This window comes from Streptomyces sp. NPDC107500 (assembly GCF_055582785.1).
The window spans coordinates 270,533-287,977 of the sequence record NZ_JBVJPF010000004.1 but is presented as its reverse complement, the minus strand read 5'-3'; the positions used below and the strand labels follow the sequence as shown (position 1 = coordinate 287,977).

Below are 17,445 nucleotides of genomic sequence, written 5' to 3'. Positions count from 1 at the left end.
GGGCCTGTCGTCCGATCGGTCGACCCCGGCCGGCCGACGGGTGATATACGGGTGCCGCGTCAGCCCAGCGGGAGGGGGAGCCGCGCGGCGAGCCCGCCCAGCGCCGTCGTCTCCGCCGCGGTCGGGGCACGCCGGCCCGTGCCCACCAGCAGCGCGTCCGCGTCGCCGAACGACCGGGGGAACTCCTCCCCGACGACCCGCTCCAGCAGCGCCCGGGCCCCGGCCAGCGCCTCGGCGGGAGGCGCGGCGGCGTCCGGGAGGTGGGCGACGAGGTCGAGGTGGTGCAGCGTCCACTCCAGGACGTACGCCGAGAGGTAGTCGCCCGCCGTGAGCACCTGGTCCTGGGTCTCCACGCGCCCGGCGGGGTCCGCGAGTCCTGCGGCGCGGTCGGCGGCCGAACCCACGTCGTCCAGATGGAACTTGAGCAGCCACGGCTCCTGGTAGGCGGCGGCCAGCCGGACGGTCAGCGCGTCCAACGGGTCGTCGCCCGTGGGGGGCTCGACGACGTTCCAGTAGGTCGCCGCCGACCGGGTCGGCTCCGCCGACGATGGGGTGGCCAGGGTGATCAGGACGTCCTGGGCGTCGATGACCAGGTGGCACACCAGGTCCCGCACGAGCCAGCCGGTGCAGCCGGACGGCCGTGCGAAGTCCTCGTCGGCGAGCCCGGCGACGGCCGTGCGCAGGGCCGCCCATGAGCTGGTGAAGAGATCCATGACCGCAAGCCAACAGCACCCGTGCCGCGGCGGCGACCGGTTTCCCGCCCGCCGCTGCCCGCCCGGCCGGTCAGGCCCCCGCAGGCGCCGCCGGTGCCTGAGCGGGTTCCTCCGGTGGTTCGACGAGTTGCTCGCGCACGTAGTTCCAGACCACCGCGATCAGCGCCGCGATCGGCACCGCGAGCAGACTGCCCACGATCCCGGCCAGGCTGCCGCCCAGCGTCACCGCCAGCAGGATCACCGCCGCGTGCAGACCGAGGCCGCGGCTCTGGATGATGGGCTGGAACACGTTGCCCTCCAACTGCTGTACGACGACGATGATCGCCAGCACGAGCAGCGCGTCCGTCAGACCGTTGGACACCAGCGCGATCAGCACCGCGACGAAGCCCGCGAACAGGGCGCCCACGATGGGCACGAACGCGGACACGAACGTCAGCACCGCCAGCGGCAGGACCAGGGGCACGTCCAGGATCCACAGCCCGAGTCCGATGAAGACCGCGTCGAGCAGGCCCACCAGTGCCTGCGAGCGGACGAAGGAGCCCAGGGTCTCCCAGGCGCGCAGGGCCACGGCCGGGACGTCGGTGGCCAGCCGGCCGGGCAGCTGACGGGTGAGCCACGGCAGGAACCGCGGGCCGTCCTTGAGGAAGAAGAACATCAGGAAGAGGCCCAGCACCGCGGTGATCAGACCGTTGACCACGGCGCTCACCCCCGTGGTCACGGCGGTCACCACACTGCCGACGCTGTCCTGGAGACGGGCCATGGCCGAGTCGAGCGCACCCGTGATCTGATCGTCGCCGATGTTCAGCGGGGGACCGGCGGCCCACTCGCGCAGCCGCTCGATGCCCTCGACCACACCGTCGGTCAACTCCCCGGTCTGGGACGACATCGGCACCGCGATCAGCGCCACGATGCCGAGGAGGGCCAGCAGGAACCCGACCGTGACCGTCGCCGCGGCGAGCGCGGGGCGCCAGCCGTGCCGGCGCAGGAAACGGGCCGCGGGCCAGGTCAGCGTGGTCAGGAGCAGACCGACTATCAGGGGCCACACGACCGACCACATGCGGCCGAGGAGCCACAGGGCCACCGCGAGCATGACGAGTACGATCAGCGACTCGGCAGAGACGCGGGCGCCGGTGCGCAGCGCGGCGCGGGTCCTCGCGGAACTCAATCTGGCAGACATGGGGGTCACCCTATGGGCAAGCTCCCACGTCCCCGGACGTGAGGGTCTGCGCGCGAACCCGCGCCGGGCTCAGCTCTCGGGCACCTTGACCCAGTCGAGGGTGCGCTCCACGGCCATCTTCCAGCCGGCGTACCCTTCCGCGCGCCGCTCCTCGGACCACTGGGGTTCCCAGCGCCTCGACTCGGCCCAGTGCGTGCGCAGTTCGTCGGTGTCCCGCCAGAAGCCCGTCGCGAGTCCCGCCGCGTAGGCCGCGCCGAGCGCGGTGGTCTCCGCGACGACGGGTCGGCTGACCGGGACTCCGAGGACGTCGGCCTGGATCTGCATGCAGAGGTCGTTCGCGGTCACACCGCCGTCGACCCTGAGCACGTCCAGGTGGACGCCGGAGTCCTGCTCCATGGCCACGACGACGTCGCGGCTCTGGTAGCAGATGGCCTCCAGCGTCGCCCGTGCCAGGTGCGCGTTGTCGTTGTACCGGGCGAGCCCGACGATCGCGCCCCGGGCGTCGGAGCGCCAGTACGGGGCGAACAGGCCGGAGAAGGCGGGGACGAAGTACATGCCGCCGTTGTCCTCGACGGAACGGGCCAACTCCTCGCTCTCGGCCGCGGTCTTGATGATCTTCATCTGGTCGCGCAGCCACTGCACCGCCGAACCCGTCACGGCGATGGAGCCCTCCAGCGCGTAGACCGCAGGGCTGTCGCCGAACTGGTAGGCCACCGTGGTGAGCAGGCCGTGCTCCGAACGGACCAGCTCCGTGCCGGTGTTGAGGACCAGGAAGTTGCCGGTGCCGTAGGTGTTCTTGGCCTCGCCGGGCGAGAAGCAGACCTGCCCGACGGTCGCCGCGTGCTGGTCGCCGAGGACGCCGGTGATGGGAACGGCGGCGCGCAGCGGCCGGGAGGTCCGGGTGGTGCCGTACGCCTCCCGGTGCGAGGAGGGGTTGATGGTGGGCAGCATGCTCCGCGGGATGCCGAAGAAGCCCAGCAGCTCTTCGTCCCAGTCGAGCGTCTCCAGGTTCATCAGCATGGTGCGGCTCGCGTTGGTCACGTCGGTGGCGTGGATGCCGCCGTCGGGACCGCCGGTCAGGTTCCACAGCACCCAGCAGTCCGTGTTGCCGAACACGGCGTTCCCCTGCTCGGCCGCCTCGCGGACGCCGTCGACGTTCTCCAGGATCCACTGGATCTTCCCGCCGGAGAAGTACGTCGCCGGGGGCAGCCCGGCCTTGCGGCGGATGACGTCGCCCCGTCCCGAGCGCTCCAGGTTCGCCGCGATGGCGTCGGTGCGCGTGTCCTGCCACACGATGGCGTTGTAGTAGGGACGGCCGGTGCGCGGGTCCCAGACCACCGTCGTCTCGCGCTGGTTGGTGATGCCGATGGCCGCCAGGTCGCTGCCCGACAGGCCGCCGTTGCGCAGCGCGTTCTGCATCACCGAGTTGGTGCGCTCCCAGATCTCGACCGGGTCGTGCTCCACCCACCCGGAGCGCGGCAGGATCTGCTCGTGCTCCAGCTGGTGCTTCGCGACCTCGTTGCCGCCGTGGTCGAAGATCATGAATCGGGTGCTGGTGGTCCCCTGGTCCACCGCGCCGATGAAGTCCGCCATGGTTGTGCCGCCTCTCCGGCCGGTGTCAGCCTTCTGATGCCGGGACACGACCCGGCGGTTCGGGCTCGGCGGTCGGCAGGAACCGGCCGACGAACACCTTGTACAGACCGGCGCCGAGCACGCCGCCGATCAGCGGACCGAGGATCGGCACCCAGAAGTAGAGATTTCCGTACTGATCTCGCCACGCGCCCCCGTACCCGGTGAGGAAGCTGGCCAGCCGGGGGCCGAAGTCACGGGCCGGGTTGATGGCGTAGCCGGCGTTGGTGCCGTAGGCCATGCCGATCGCGACCACGATCAGGCCGATGATGAAGGCGCCCAGGTTCGCGCCCGGCGGGGTGTTCAGCATGTCGGTGACGGCCAGGATCAGCAGCAGCAGGATGGCGGTGCCGATGACCTGGTCGCGGAACGCGCCCCACTCGTGCACCGGGAGCGCCGGGTTGCCGTTGGCGGGCAGGGTGGAGAACACCGTCTGCGTCTTGATGGTGTGCCCGGGGTCGGCCTTCGCCAGGGCCTCGCTGTAGTTCCAGCGGACGATGAGGGCCGCCACGAAGGCGCCCGCCGTCTGGGCCAGCGCGTACGGGAGCACCTTGCGCCAGGGGAAGCCCTTGAAGGTGGCGAGGGCGAGGGTCACCGCCGGGTTGAGGTGGGCGCCGCTCAGCCGGGCCGCCACGTAGACGCCGAGCGTGACGCCGAAGCCCCACGCCCAGGCGATGCTGTCGTGGTCCCCGAGGCCGCCGGCGGGGTCGGTGAGGGCACCGCCCGCCGCGACCTGGGCGACCACGCCGCATCCGAAGAGGATGAGGATCATCGTGCCGGCGAATTCCGCCGACACTTCACCGATAAGACCGTGTCTTTTGAGCCGCTCAGCCATGGAAGCTCACCTTCCGCCGGCATGACCGGCTGTCGACTGTTCGAGCCTCTCCTCGGACAGACTAAGGTCGCTTCCGGCAAACCGCACATAAGGGACAGACGTGACGAGCGGTCACCCCGTATGCGGGTGCCCTGCGTTTCCCCTCACGCCTGCGGGCGGACGGCGTCGAGTGCCGGGGCGATGACGGCGAAGGCCCGCTCGGTCAGTTCCACCGGGTCCTCGGTGCCGTCGCTGTCGCTCCAGCGGTGCAGCACGGTGTTGAACGCGGTCAGCGCCATCCCCGCGGCCAGTTGGGGATAGAGGTCGACGTCCGGGTCGGTGCCCGGGCGGCGGGCCAGCTCCGCCGTCAGGTCCTCGCGCCACTGTCCCTGCCGCTCCAGGAAGCGGGCGTGCAGGGCCGGGGTGCGCAGAATCAGCTGGACCACCCGCAATGCTCTGTCCGAGTGATCGGCGCAGGCGGCGACGGGGGCCGAAAGGGCGTTCCGCAGCGCTACGGAGGGGCGTTCCGTGGTGGGGCGGTCGGCCAGTTCCTGGTGGATCCCGGCGCCCATGTCGGTCAGGAACTGGACGACCACGTCCTCCTTGGACGCGAAGTACCGGAAGAACGTCCTCTTGGACACTCCCGCCGTGCTCGCGATCTCGTCGATGGTGACCGCGTCGAACCCCTTCGAGGCCAGCAGTTGCAGCGCCGCCTCGGTCAGTTCGTCCGAGACGAGTTGACGCTTGCGCTGGGCCAGGCTGGCTTCCGGGCGAGAGTTCACCGGTTCATCGTACCTCCATGCCTCGCATGACACCAAGTCGCTCTGTTGACACTTGGTGCCATGGGCGGCATGGTGAGCCACATGACACAGCAGCGACGTTGGACCGCCGAGCGGATCGCGGACCAGACCACCCGGGTGTTCGTCGTCACCGGGGCCGGCAGCGGCCTGGGCCTGGCGACCACCCGGGCACTCGCCGAGCGCGGCGGACACGTGATCCTCGCCGTACGCGACGAGGAGAAGGGACGGCGGGCGGTCGCGCGGATCTCCGCCGGGACGCCGGGCGCCCGCCTCGAGGTGCGCCGGCTCGACCTGGCCGACCTCGACTCGGTGCGGGCCTTCGCCCAGGGGGTGCGTGCCGACCATCAAAGGGTCGACGTGCTCCTCAACAACGCCGGCATCATGGCGCCGCCCCGGCGACTGAGCGCGCAGGGGCACGAGTCGCAGTTCGCCTGCAACCACCTGGGTCACTTCGCGCTCACCGGCCTGCTGATGGACCTGCTCGCCGGAGCGAGGGACCCCCGTGTGGTGACGGTGACGTCCGCCAACCACCGGCAGGGGCGCCTCTTCCTCGACGACCTCACCGGTGAACGCCACTACTCACCCATGGGGTTCTACAACCAGTCGAAGTTCGCGAACGCCGTCTTCGGACGGGAGCTGCACCGGCGACTGGCCAGCGCCGGCAGCCCGGTGCGCAGCGTCCTCGCGCACCCCGGCTACAGCGCCACCGGCCTTCAGACGAGCGCGCCGGTCGCCACCGTGCGGCTCCTGTTCGGCCGCGTTCTCCTTCCGCTGGCCCAGTCCGCCGAGCGGGGCGCCCTCCCGCAGCTGTACGCGGCGACCGACCCGGGCGCGCTGAGCGGCGATTTCCTGGGCCCGGACGGCCCGGGCGAGCTGAGGGGCGGACCGACGCGGGTACGGCTGTCGCCGGCGGCGGACGACGAAGCCACCGGCCGCCGGCTGTGGGAGCTGTCGGAGCGGCTGACCGGCGTCCGGTACCCGCTCTCGTCCACGGCCGTCTGAGACCGGCCACTCAGGGGGCGATCGGCAGCCTGCGCTTGTGGTCGGTCTGGCGATAGCGGGTGACGATCCTCTGGAACGTCTCGTCCTTGACCGGCTTGCCCTCCAGGAAGTCGTCGATCTCCTCGTAGGTCACGCCGAGGGCGTCCTCGTCGGCCTTGCCGGGGTCGAGGGACTCCAGGTCGGCCGTCGGCACCTTGCCCACCAGCTCGGCGGGCGCCCCCAGCCGGTCCGCCAGGGCACGCACACGGCGCTTGGTGAGACCGGTCAGCGGCACCAGGTCGGCGGCGCCGTCGCCGAACTTCGTGAAGAAACCGGAGACCGCCTCGGCCGCGTGGTCGGTGCCCACGACCAGGCCCTGGTGCGCCCCGGCCACCGCGTACTGGGCGATCATGCGCTGCCGGGCCTTGATGTTCCCGTGCACGAAGTCCTGGTGGTGGTCGTCGCGGAACGCCACGTCGGCGGCGAGCAGGGCGTCGAGCGCCGCGTCGCTCGCGGGCCGGACGTCGACGGTCAGCACCTGGTCGGCCTGGATGAAGGAGAGCGCGAGCTGGGCGTGGTGCTCGTCGGCCTGGACGCCGTGCGGCAGCCGCATCGCGTAGAAGCGCGCCTCGTGACCCGCGGCCCGGGCCCGCTCCACGGCGAGCTGGCACAGCCGGCCCGCGGTGGTGGAGTCGACACCTCCGCTGATGCCGAGCACGAGGGACCGCAGCCCGGTGGAGGTCAGCCGGTCGGCCAGGAAGGCCACCCGGCGTTCGATCTCCCGGTCGGCGTCGAAGGTCTCCGCGACCTCGAGTTCCCGGGCGATCTCCAGTTGCAGGGCGATGGACGCCGGCTCGCTCATGCCGCTCCTTGTTCGATGTGCAGGGCCTCGGCCACTCACCCTACCGAGCGATGGCCGCCGACCCGGAGCGGGAGACGCGGGGCGGCCGTCAGGGGCCGCCCCGCGCGCTCGCCGGTCAGGTGAGCGGTTCCACCCGGATGTTCCGGAAACGGACCTTGTTCCCGTGGTCCTGCAACCGGATCGCCCCGGCCGCCGGTGTCTCGGCCCGGCCGGAGGCGGTGGGCCCGTCGAGGACGATGTCGTCGTGGACCTTCTCGCCGTTCCAGACCACCGTCACCCGCGCGTCGGCGGTCTTGCGGCCGGTGTCGTCGAAGCGGGCGGCACGGAAGACGACGTCGTACGTCTGCCAGGTCTCCGGGGCCGCGGCCGCGTTGGTGTCGGGTGCCTTCTTGAGATAGATCGCACCTGCCTCGTTGGTGTCCAGGGTGGTGTCACCGTAGGAGTCGAGGATCTGCAGCTCGTAGCGGTCCTGGAGGAAGATGCCGCTGTTGCCGCGGTCCTGTCCGGTCACGTCGGGCGGCAGCAGCGGGACGCGGAACTCCAGGTGCAGCTTGAAGTCCTGGTAGGCGTCCTTGGTGCGGATGTCACCGCAGCACACCTCCATCGACTTCTCCTCGGCGAGCGGCCAGGCCACTCGCCGTCCGTCCGTGTGCTGCCACTGCTGCTGCGAGGCCGCGGTGCCGTCGAACAGGGCGACGCGGGCGCCCCTCGGGTGCACGGTCACCAGGTCGAGGTTGACGTGGCCGGTGTCCCCGGCGTCGTACCGGTAGGACACGGTGTTGTGGCCCGCGCGCAGCTTCAGCCGTTCGGTGCGCGTGGACCAGGTGTCCCAGTCCCCGGTGGAGTCGAGGCGCGTCTGCCGCACCTTCTTCCCGTTGGCGTACAGGGACAGCGACTTGGTGCCCTCGAAGGGGTTGGGGCCGTTGGAGTAGCGCAGGCCCACGTCGTAGGTGCCCGACTTCGGGACGGTCACGTCGAACGTGGTGGCGACCTCGCCCTCGGTGGCGTAGCGGTCGACGAACCCGCTGCCGGAGTAGCCCGCGTGGTCGGTGTTGATGCCGGCCTTGCCCGTCAGGCGCGCCTCCTCGGCCTCGTACAGGGTGGCCGGCGGGGGCTGCTTGCCGGGCATCTCGTTGAGCGTGTACCAGGCCTCGGTGCTCCACAGCGCCTCACCGGACGCCGAGCTGAAGGGCCGCGGGGAGCGGACGTGCACCACGCGGTCCGGCTTGAGCCCGTCCAGCCGCAGCCGCACGGTCCGCCCGTCGCCGGAGAGGGTCGCCGAACGCACCGCCAGCTCCTCCTCGGCGATCTTCGGGCCGCCGTAGTCGGCGGTCGGCGTGTAGCCCCACTGCTCGACCTGGTAGCGGTCGGCGAGTTCCGCGGCGGTCTCCTCGGAGACCGGCTGGGTGTACGTGAGGTCGAAGCCGCCCGGTACGGCCCGCATCTTCTGGATGTCGAAGGTGTTGCCGCCGTTCGGCGTCAGCTTCTGCAGACCGAACTTCAGCTTGCCCTCCTGCCCCCAGTTGCCGTCCGCGCCGAGACCGCCGGCGTAGACCGCGCCGTCGGGGCCGACGGAGATCCGGTTGACCCCGGCCTCCAGGCCCTGGGTGTAGCGGAAGACGGCGCCCTGGTACTGGCCCCGCACCTTCTCCAGGTAGGCGCGCTGGAGGCCGCCGTAGGTGACGTCGCCGATCAGCATCTGACCGGCGAAGGTGCCCTTGCTCACGTACAGCGGCGTGGAGGGCGAGTTGCCGATCTCGTTCTGCGGCAGCCACAGCACCGGTTCGGTGACCGGGGACTTCTCGAAGGGGCCCGCGGGCTCGGTGTAGTGGTTGAAGAAGCGGTCCTGCTTGACGTGGACGAGCTTCGAGGACGGCAGCCATCCGCCCTGGTTGTCGGTGGCGAAGAGGTCGCCGCCGGGGCCCCAGCCGATGCCGTTGGGCGTGCGCAGCCCGCCCGCGACCGGGCTGATCTTCCCGGTCTTCTTGCTGATCCTGTACGTCGTCCCGCGGCCCGGCGCGGGCTGCGGTGTGGTGGTCGCGCCGCCGAGGTCGATGGCGACGGAGAGGTTCACGTAGAAGTACCCGTCGCGGTAGAGCAGCCCGAAGGCGAACTCGTGGAAGTTGCCGCCGTACGGCCAGGTGGCGACCGTGCGGTACTCGTCGGTCACCTCGTCGCCGTCCTCGTCGACCAGCCGGGTGAGTTCGTGCTTCTGCGACACGTAGAGCGCGCCGTCGACGTACTTGATGCCCATCGGCTCGCGCAGCCCCTCGGCCACCTTCTTGACGGTGACCTTGTCGCGGCTGGTCGCGCCGGTGACGTTGTCGAGGAGGTACACCTCTCCGGCAACGTTGTCGGTGCCGCCCCAGGTGCTGATCGCGAGACGTCCGTCGGGCAGCCAGTCCATGCCGGTGACCTGGGGCTCGAATCCGTCGGGGCGCAGGTCGGTGAGGGTGAGGTCGGGGCGCACCGAGGTGAGCGGCAGGCCGTCGCCGGGGGTGTCGGTGCCCGCCTCGCACTCCTTGCGGCCCGGCGCCGTCACCCGGACGACCCCGGCGTCGGTGCTCAGCGCCTCCCGCGGTACGACGCCGAAGGCGCTCTCGCCCGGCGGCATCCAGGACAGTTGCAGCTGCTGGCCGCCGCCGCGGTCGAAGTGCTCGACGCGCAGCGGGTGCGCGCCGGCGGTGAGTTCGACCGTGCCGTCCTTCGGCTCGGCGCCGTGCAGGCCGTCGTGGTCGATCACGGTGGCGCCGTCCAGCGTGAGCCGGGAGCCGTCGTCGCTGACGAGCCGGAACGCATAGGTGCCGTCGCGGGGGGCGACCAGGTAACCGGACGCCTCCGTCACGAAGTTGTCGGCGATGCCGCCGAAGTCGGCTGTACTGGACCAGTCGACTGTCGGCATCAGCTTGTCGTGGTTGGGGGTCTGGCCCGGTTTGAGGGTGCACAGCTCGTTCAGGGGCGTCTGGACGTCGAACACCCGCATGGTGACCCCGGGTTCCTGCGGCGGGATGTCCGCCGGGGCCGCGGAGGAGGCCGGGGCCGCCAGGACGCCGCCGACGGACACTGCTGACGCCAGCAGGAGGATGAGGTGTCTTCGGGCGCGCGAGAACAGCCGTGGGGGCATTGGTCCTCCATTGGGTGGGGACCGGACTGTGCCGGAAAGCGCTCCGGTCATGAGCGGCAGGACGGTGGTTCCGCCGCAAAGGTAGGAGACTTCCGCTTGGCATGTCCATACTTTGTCATCGATGTGTTCAAAGTTCCCGGCGCTCGAAGTGGGCCGCCCCGCCGCGTGGTTGGGGGGCTACTTGGACTCGAGGCGCCCGGCCGCGTGCGGTCCCGCCGTCAGCTCGTCGCCCGCCGCCCGCCAGGCCGTGTCCTCCGCGTACAGCGCGCCGCGCAGGTAGGCCCGGGTGAGCCGCTGCACCGCGGCCACCCGCCCGGGGTTCTCATCGGTGGTCTCGGCGACGTCGTACCCGGCGATCCCGCCGAGACCGTGCTCCGCGTCGAAGAGGGTGAGCAGGGACTTGGGGCCCGGTGCGAGGGAGTAGGGATCGGCGTGCCATTCGGGCCCGCCGGTCGTCAGGTGGGGCGAGTCGTCCTTGTCGCCGGCGACCACGAGCGCGGGTGTCGTCATCGTGGAGAAGTCCGTCGTCAGCAGGAACGGCAGGTTCGCCGCCGCCCAATCGCTGAGGGCGTCGCCGCCCCGGCCGGGCGCGGCCAGCAGGACGCCCGCCTTGATGCGGGGCTCGGTGAGGTCCACCTCCGTGCCGTTGTCCGGATCGGTGAGCCGGGCGCCAAGGAGCAGGCTCGCGGTGTGCCCGCCCATCGAGTGCCCGGCCACGGCGACCCGGTCCCGGTCCAGCCGGCCGGAGAGCTGGGGGACCGCCTCCTCCAGGACGTCGAGCCGGTCGAGGACGTGCGTCATGTCCTCGGCGCGGGAGCGCCAGAACATGGGTGCGCCGGGGGTGCCGGGGTCCAGGCCGAGGCTCCGGGAGCTGAGGTGGGTCGGCTGGATCACGACGAAGCCGTGTGCCGCCCAGTAGTGGGCGAGGGGTGCGTAGCCGTTGAGGGAGGAGAGGTGGTTCGACCGGCCCTGTCCGTGCGAGAGGAGGACGACCGGCAGCCCGCCGCCGGTGACGGGCGCGGAGACCCGGACCTGGAGGTCCACGGCGCGGCCGGGGGCGGGCAGCGTGACCGGGGCGACGGAGAGCACGGGTGTGGGAAGCGTCGTGTGCACGGTGAGGTGTCCTTCGCACGGCAGGAAACGAAACGGTGTCCCGTTTAATATACGGAACACTGTCCCGTTTGGTCAACGCGCGATGTCCGCGGGAGGCTCCGGCTCCCGGCGCTGCGCCCGGACGCGGCGGTGACTCCACACGAGCAGGGCGAAGAGGACGCAGCCGGAGATGATCAGACTGGCCCCGGTGGCCCACCCGGAGAACGGCAGCTCGGGGAAGAGGCCCCACACCACTCCGGCGGCGAGGAGGAACAGACCCACGAGCACCGCCCCGGCGATCCGCCAGCGGGAGGAGACGCTCTCTTCGGCGGCGCGCATCGCCCGCGCCCGGGCGGGGGCGACGAACCGGTCCAGCGCCGGGATCGCGCGCGAGAGCAGCAGTACCCCCGCGAAGACGAGCAGCAGGCCCGGGCCGGGCAGCACCAGGAGGGCGACGCCGATCACCAGCAGAACGGCGCCGACGGCACCGAGTGCGGTCCGCCGGATCGATTCGACACCGCGCGCCATGTCGCTCCACTCTCCCGCGATCGCGATGGGCAAGAACTCCGGTTCGGCCGGCGTCCTCAACCCTAGGCAGGGTTCGCGGTGCGGGCGATTCCGGACGGGCGCGAGGGTTCCCAGACCGAGCAGTCGTGGGCGAAGAGGACGCGCCGGGGGTCGAAGTCGGCGAGCCGGTCCAGCCAGGGCCGGTACGCCGGGAGCGGCGGTGCCGTGCCGTGCAGCGCGGCCTCGCGGGCCAGCTGGTCCGAGCCGAACTCCGACGCGAAGTCGTGTGCCTGCCCCGCGAGGATCACGGTGCCGTCGTCCTGCCCGACGACCAGCGACTGGTGCCACGCGGTGTGCCCGGGGGTCGGGACGATCCGGACACCCGGCCAGACCTCGGCCTCGCCGGTCAGCTCCTCGTACACGGCGCCGGGGAAGTCGACGAGTTCGTCGAAGGTGTGGCCGCCCGCGCGGGCGGTGGCCAGCTCCACGTCCTGCACCAGGATCGGCCGGCCGGCCAGCAGGGGGTTCCCGCCGCAGTGGTCGAAGTGCAGGTGGCAGTTGACGACCAGGGTGATGTCGTCGGGGGCGGCTCCCGCCGCCGACAGCGCCGCCCACAGCCCCCGCCGCCGGGGCCGGTAGTGCGCCTCGGTCCCGGCATCGGCGCCACCCATCCCGGTGTCGAAGAGGAGGAGCCCCCGCTCGTGCCGCACCAGATACGCGAGCACGGGCTCGACCCGCGGTCGCGGCCCGCCGGTCTCCTCGGCCGGCCGGATGAAGTGTCCCAGGTAAAGACGGAGTACCGCCGGGTTCGTCGCCATCTCCCCATGGTCACGGGCGGTGTGAGCGGGGCGGCCGGGATCTGCCCACGGCAGAGCCGGAGTTGGACGCCCCATCGACGTACGAGGGCTTCACTGCTAAACCTGCACAGCAGCCCGCACCGTCGGTACCACCTGCACCACCTGCACCCACCCTCCAAGGAGGAGCATGTGAGAGCACGTCGCGCCGCAGTCCGATGCGCCTCGGCACTGGTCGCCGCACTCGCCCTGACCGCGAGTCTCGCCGGCCCCGCCGTCGCCGCGCACGAGGACGAGGCCCGGCCGGCCGCCACCACGGCCGACCCCGTCACGCACGAGGAGAACGACCGCGTCCCGGAGGGCTCGGTCTGGACCCAGCACTACTTCCCGTCCGCCGACCGCTCCGGCACCCGGCTCCACGCCGACGTCCTGCTGCCCGAGGGGATGACACGGCGTGAGAAGGTGCCGGTGATCCTGTCCGTCGGCCCGTACTTCGCCCACGCCGGCCAGACCGGACCGGAGGGGTGGACCCGCACCGGCCCGTCCGCCCGCTTCCAGGACTTCATCGAGGGCACCGACCTCTTCGATGAGGGCTACGCCTTCGTCATGGTGGACCTGCGCGGCTTCGGCGGCTCCACCGGCTGCCTCGACTGGGGCGGCCCCGGCGAGCAGGCGGACGTCCGGGCGGCGATCGACTGGGCGTCCCGGCAGCCGTGGTCCACCGGCGCGGTGGGCATGTACGGCAAGTCGTACGACGCCGTGACCGGACTCATCGGCAACAACCTGGACCAGCGCGCGCTCAAGGCCGTCGTCGCCCAGGAACCGCTGTGGGACATGTACCAGTACATCTACTCCAACGGCGTGCCCCGCCCGAACGTGACCGGAACGGCGAACGCCTACAACTCCATCGCCACCATGGCGCCCATGCCGGACGACGACCCGCGCTACCAAGCGGCCGCGCGGCACGAGGAGAGTCATCCGGAGTGCCTGACCGAGAACTCGGCCGGCTACCGAATATCCGACCAGCGGGACGAGCACTGGACCTCCCGTGACCTGGCGAGGATGGCGAAGGGCAGCGACACCCCGCTGTTCGTCACGCAGGGCTTCGTCGAGAACAACACCAAGCCCGAGGAGATGGAGGAGTACCTCGACAACCACAGGGGCCCCGAGCGCGGCTGGGTCGGCCAGTGGGACCACGTGCGCGGCGGGGACCGCACCAGTGACGGCCGCCTGGCGATGGGCCGCGAGGGCTGGTACGACGAGACCCTGTCGTTCTACGACCAGTACCTCAAGGGCGTGCGGCCGTCGGTGCGTTACCCGGCCTACGCCGTCGAGGACTCCACCGGCGCCTGGCGCGCCCAGCGCACCTGGCCGGTCACGGAGCGGTCGGTGACCCTTGCGCTCGGCGACGGCTCCTACGTCGACGACGGCGGGGCGTCCGCCCGCGCGGCGCTGGCCGCACCGGGGCGGCCGGCGCCCGCGGCACCGCCGCAGCCGACCGGCCGGTGGGACATGGAGAACGCCCCCGCGACCGAGCGCCCGGCCCCGGAAGGACTGGCCGCGGAGCTGGCGGAGCGTCAGCGGGACGGTGAGGTCGCCTCCAGCTTCTTCGTGTGGTCCGAGCCGCTGAAGAGGTCGGTACGGGTCACCGGCACCCCACGGCTGTCCCTGAAGGCGAAGGGCGAGGGCAACGTCATGCTCAAGCTGTACGACGTCGCCCCGGACGGCACCGCGGTCATGTTCGACGAACAGGTCTCCCTGGTGGACTCCGGCCGCCTGGCCGTCGACCTGAAGGCCACCGACTGGACCCTGGCCGCGGGGCACGTGCTGGCCGTGGAGATCGGGTCGATCCAGACCGGGTCCTGGCGGGACACCCCCTCCGGCGAGACGATCCGGGTCAGTGACGCCAGGCTGCGGCTCGCCCTCGACGACCCGGCCGACGACGTCGCCACCCCCGGTGACCGCTCGCCGTACCTGGACACCTATCTGAGTCAGTACACGGTGACCCTGCCGGCCGGGCCGGGGACATTCTCGGTGGTTCCGGGTCGCCGGCCGTGACAAGCTGTGCTCCTGATTGTCCGAGCCCAGGAGGTCGTCATGACTGAAGAGTCTTCATCGCAGGCAGGTTCGGAACCGGCGGAGGACGAGCGCCCCGCCCTGACACCCGACGAGGACGGCCAGTACGACCTGAAGGGCAAGTTCCGCGAGGCCCTGGAGCGCAAGCGCGGCAAACAGGCCGAGGCCGCGGCCCTCGCCGCCAACGCCGACGTGGCGAAGATCCGCGGCACCCACGGTCCGGCCGCCAGCCAGCGGTCGTTCAGGCGCAAGAGCGGCTGAGGCCGCGACCGGTCGTACGCGGCGGGGCCCGACCGTGGCAGCACGGTCGGGCCCCGTCCGTCGTGCGAGGCCGGTCACGGGCGGCTGGTCAGGTATCCGCCCATCGAGGTGAAGTACTCGGCCGCGGACAGCTCCCGGCCGTCCTCCGTCCGCACCCGCGTGATGGCCAGGCCGTGACTGCGGCCCGCCCGCGCGTCGGCTCCGGCGACGATCACCACGCCGTCGCCCTCGCGGTAGAAGACGCGGCCGGGCGTACCGCCGTAGCGGCCCCGCGAGACCACCGCGGCGAGCACCTCGAGCCGCCTGCCCCGGTGGAAGGTGAAGGCGCTGGGGTAGGGCTCGGACTGGGCACGCACCAGGCGCTCCAGATCCTGGGCCGGCCAGTTCCAGTCGATCCGGATGTCCTCGGCGGACCGCTTGTGGAAGAAGCTCGCCTGCGACCGGTCCTGCTTGGTGAACTCGGTCTGCCCGGCGGCGATGAGGCCCAAGGCGCCCACGGTGACCGGGGCGATGAGGTCGACCGTCTTGTGGAACAGGTCGGTCGCGGTGTCCGTCGGCCCGACCGGCACCGCCTCCTGCCGGACGATGTCGCCGGCGTCCAGCTCGTCGTTCATCATGTGCGCGGTGACGCCGACTTCGGACTCACCGTTGAGCAGGGCCCAGATCAGCGGGGAGAACCCGGCGTACTTCGGCAGCAGCGAGTCGTGCACGTTGAGCGTGCCGTGACGGGGGAGCCCGAAGATGCGCGGGGGGATCCAGGTCCGCCAGTTGTTGGCCACGATGATGTCCGGGTCCGCGTCCTTGAGGCGCTCGAACAACTCGTCGTCGTCGGGACGGTTGCGGATCAGCACCGGGACGCCGTGCTCCTCGGCGAGGTCGGCGACGGAGTCGCTCCAGATCTTCTCGTAGGCGTGCTCGCTCTTGGGGTGGGTCACGACCAGCACCACGTCGTGCTCGGAGTCCAGGAGGGCTTGCAGGGTCCGGTGCCCCCAGGTCTGGTAACCGAACATGACGACCCGCATGGGGTACCTCCTCAAGGCAGGGGCTGACCCGGCAAGTTGAGCAAGGCGTACCTTAGTGTGCAACGTTGGTGCGCAACACCCCAGTTGGTGGCCGTGCCCTCCGGTTCGCCCTATCGACAGCTTCAGATCCTTAGCTTAGGCTAACCTAAGTTTCCGGCGGCCAGCTCCGTCGGCATGTCCCATTCCGGCACCCCCCAGGCCTCACAGGCGACTGTCCCGCACGATGGGAGTGACATGTCACAGGTTCTTCCTGATGACGCAACGCTGGTCCACGACCTCATTGGCATCGGCTTCGGCCCGTCCAATGTCGCCATGGCGATCGCGATCCGCGAGCACAACGCACAGGCCGGCGGTCAGGAGGCGGTCAGCGCACGCTTCTTCGAGCAGCAGCCCCGCTTCGGCTGGCACCGCGGCATGCTGATCGACGACGCGACGATGCAGGTGTCCTTCCTCAAGGACCTGGTGACACTGCGGAACCCGGCGAGCGAGTTCAGCTTCCTCTGCTACCTGCAGAGCAAGGGCCGGCTGATCGACTTCATCAACCACAAGAACCTCTTCCCGCTGCGCGTGGAGTTCCACGACTACTTCGAGTGGGCCGCCGCCAAGGTCGACGACCAGGTCTCCTACGGCCACGAGGTGGTCGGCGTCGCACCCGTGGAGCGCGACGGAGCCGTCGACCACCTCGAGGTGACGGTCCGTTCGGGCCAGGGACTGGAGGTGCACCGGGCGCGCAACCTCGTCGTCGGCACCGGCCTGCGCCCCCTGATGCCGGAGGGCGTCGAGCGCGGCGACCGGGTCTGGCACAACTCCGAACTGCTGGCCCGGGTCGACGCGTTGGAGGGCACCTCACCCTCCCGGTTCGTGGTCGTCGGCGCCGGGCAGAGCGCCGCCGAGAACGTCGCCTACCTGCACCGCCGCTTCCCCGGGGCCGAGGTGTGCGCGGTCTTCGCCCGCTACGGCTACAGTCCCGCCGACGACAGCGGCTTCGCCAACCGGATCTTCGACCCGGCCGCCGTGGACGACTACTTCGCCGCGCCCGGCAGCGTCAAACGCCGGCTGATGGACTACCACGGCAACACCAACTACTCGGTGGTGGACATCGACCTGATCGACGACCTGTACCGGCAGATGTACCGGGAGAAGGTCCTCGGCACCGAGCGGCTGCGCTTCCTCAACGTCTCCCGGCTCACCGACGTCAAGGAGAGCTCCGACCGGGTCCGTGCCACCGTGACCTCCCTGGTCACCGGCGAGGAGACGCTCCTCGACGCGGACGTCGTGGTCTTCGCCACCGGCTACCTCCCGGCCGACCCCCTCGGACTGCTCGGCGAGGTCGCGGACCGCTGCCTGCGCGACGACGAGGGCCTGGTGCGCGTCGAGCGCGACTACCGCGTCGCCACCGACCCCGCACTGCGCTGCGGCATCTACCTCCAGGGCGGTACGGAGCACACGCACGGCATCACGTCGTCGCTGCTGTCCAACACCGCGATCAGGGTGGGCGAGATCCTGGAGTCCCTGGTCGACCGGAACCTGAAGTCCGCCTCCGACGAGGCCCGGACCATCGCCGACGGAGCCGGCGGCGGCGCGCGTTAGTGT

General features: G+C 71.2%; 15 protein-coding genes. 4 read left to right on the top strand and 11 right to left on the bottom strand.

The genetic code is table 11. The annotated features are described in order from the left end of the window. Window positions 1-59 precede the first annotated feature (59 nt). The 5 genes from ACZ67M_RS17785 to ACZ67M_RS17765 form a co-directional block, all read right to left on the bottom strand. The gene (locus ACZ67M_RS17785; RefSeq protein ID WP_469851631.1) at window positions 60-713 is read right to left on the bottom strand and encodes a maleylpyruvate isomerase N-terminal domain-containing protein; all 654 of its coding nucleotides are present in this window, start codon (window positions 711-713) and stop codon (window positions 60-62) included. 70 nt (window positions 714-783) lie between these two features. Continuing rightward, on the bottom strand, window positions 784-1,890 hold the full coding sequence (locus ACZ67M_RS17780) for an AI-2E family transporter (RefSeq protein ID WP_361363483.1): 1,107 nt from the start codon (window positions 1,888-1,890) through the stop codon (window positions 784-786). A 69-nt stretch (window positions 1,891-1,959) separates the two neighbouring features. Beyond that, window positions 1,960-3,483, bottom strand: coding sequence for a glycerol kinase GlpK (gene glpK / locus ACZ67M_RS17775; RefSeq protein WP_469851629.1), 1,524 nt, complete (start codon window positions 3,481-3,483; stop codon window positions 1,960-1,962). A gap of 25 nt (window positions 3,484-3,508) precedes the next feature. Next, window positions 3,509-4,354, bottom strand: a complete 846-nt coding sequence (locus ACZ67M_RS17770) for an MIP/aquaporin family protein (RefSeq protein ID WP_125492064.1) — start codon at window positions 4,352-4,354, stop codon at window positions 3,509-3,511. 143 nt (window positions 4,355-4,497) lie between these two features. Continuing rightward, a complete protein-coding gene (locus ACZ67M_RS17765) occupies window positions 4,498-5,115 on the bottom strand; it encodes a TetR family transcriptional regulator (RefSeq protein ID WP_392101549.1) in 618 nt (205 codons plus the stop codon). Between the two features lie 81 nt (window positions 5,116-5,196). On the opposite strand from ACZ67M_RS17765, the gene ACZ67M_RS17760 reads away from it, so the two are divergent. Further along, entirely contained in the window at window positions 5,197-6,135 is a 939-nt protein-coding gene (locus ACZ67M_RS17760; RefSeq protein WP_392101551.1) for an oxidoreductase, read from the top strand. A 10-nt stretch (window positions 6,136-6,145) separates the two neighbouring features. Here the strand turns inward: ACZ67M_RS17760 and nadE are convergent, their stop codons facing one another. The 5 genes from nadE to ACZ67M_RS17735 form a co-directional block, all read right to left on the bottom strand. Then, on the bottom strand, window positions 6,146-6,976 hold the full coding sequence (gene nadE, locus ACZ67M_RS17755) for an ammonia-dependent NAD(+) synthetase (protein WP_122619258.1): 831 nt from the start codon (window positions 6,974-6,976) through the stop codon (window positions 6,146-6,148). Window positions 6,977-7,091: 115 nt separating this feature from the next. Continuing rightward, complete coding sequence (locus ACZ67M_RS17750; RefSeq protein WP_469851626.1) at window positions 7,092-10,100, bottom strand: 3-keto-alpha-glucoside-1,2-lyase-like domain-containing protein; 3,009 nt, start codon at window positions 10,098-10,100, stop codon at window positions 7,092-7,094. A gap of 177 nt (window positions 10,101-10,277) precedes the next feature. Then, a complete protein-coding gene (locus ACZ67M_RS17745) occupies window positions 10,278-11,213 on the bottom strand; it encodes an alpha/beta hydrolase family protein (RefSeq protein ID WP_469851624.1) in 936 nt (311 codons plus the stop codon). 72 nt (window positions 11,214-11,285) lie between these two features. After that, window positions 11,286-11,720 (bottom strand): PGPGW domain-containing protein, encoded by a 435-nt coding sequence (locus ACZ67M_RS17740; RefSeq protein WP_361363762.1) that lies wholly within the window; start codon window positions 11,718-11,720, stop codon window positions 11,286-11,288. Window positions 11,721-11,782: 62 nt separating this feature from the next. Next, window positions 11,783-12,517 (bottom strand): MBL fold metallo-hydrolase, encoded by a 735-nt coding sequence (locus tag ACZ67M_RS17735; RefSeq protein WP_469851622.1) that lies wholly within the window; start codon window positions 12,515-12,517, stop codon window positions 11,783-11,785. Window positions 12,518-12,685: 168 nt separating this feature from the next. Here ACZ67M_RS17735 and ACZ67M_RS17730 point away from each other — a divergent pair, with 168 nt between their 5' ends. Both ACZ67M_RS17730 and ACZ67M_RS17725 read left to right on the top strand, forming a co-directional pair. Then, complete coding sequence (locus ACZ67M_RS17730) at window positions 12,686-14,551, top strand: CocE/NonD family hydrolase (RefSeq protein ID WP_469851621.1); 1,866 nt, start codon at window positions 12,686-12,688, stop codon at window positions 14,549-14,551. Between the two features lie 39 nt (window positions 14,552-14,590). After that, on the top strand, window positions 14,591-14,830 hold the full coding sequence (locus tag ACZ67M_RS17725; protein ID WP_125492057.1) for a DUF5302 domain-containing protein: 240 nt from the start codon (window positions 14,591-14,593) through the stop codon (window positions 14,828-14,830). 74 nt (window positions 14,831-14,904) lie between these two features. Here the strand turns inward: ACZ67M_RS17725 and ACZ67M_RS17720 are convergent, their stop codons facing one another. After that, on the bottom strand, window positions 14,905-15,852 hold the full coding sequence (locus ACZ67M_RS17720) for a methionyl-tRNA formyltransferase (protein WP_392013114.1): 948 nt from the start codon (window positions 15,850-15,852) through the stop codon (window positions 14,905-14,907). Between the two features lie 234 nt (window positions 15,853-16,086). Between ACZ67M_RS17720 and ACZ67M_RS17715 the strand changes: the two genes are divergently transcribed. Then, window positions 16,087-17,442: a lysine N(6)-hydroxylase/L-ornithine N(5)-oxygenase family protein gene (locus ACZ67M_RS17715; protein WP_361363506.1), complete on the top strand. Its 1,356-nt coding sequence runs from the start codon at window positions 16,087-16,089 to the stop codon at window positions 17,440-17,442. Window positions 17,443-17,445 lie beyond the last annotated feature (3 nt).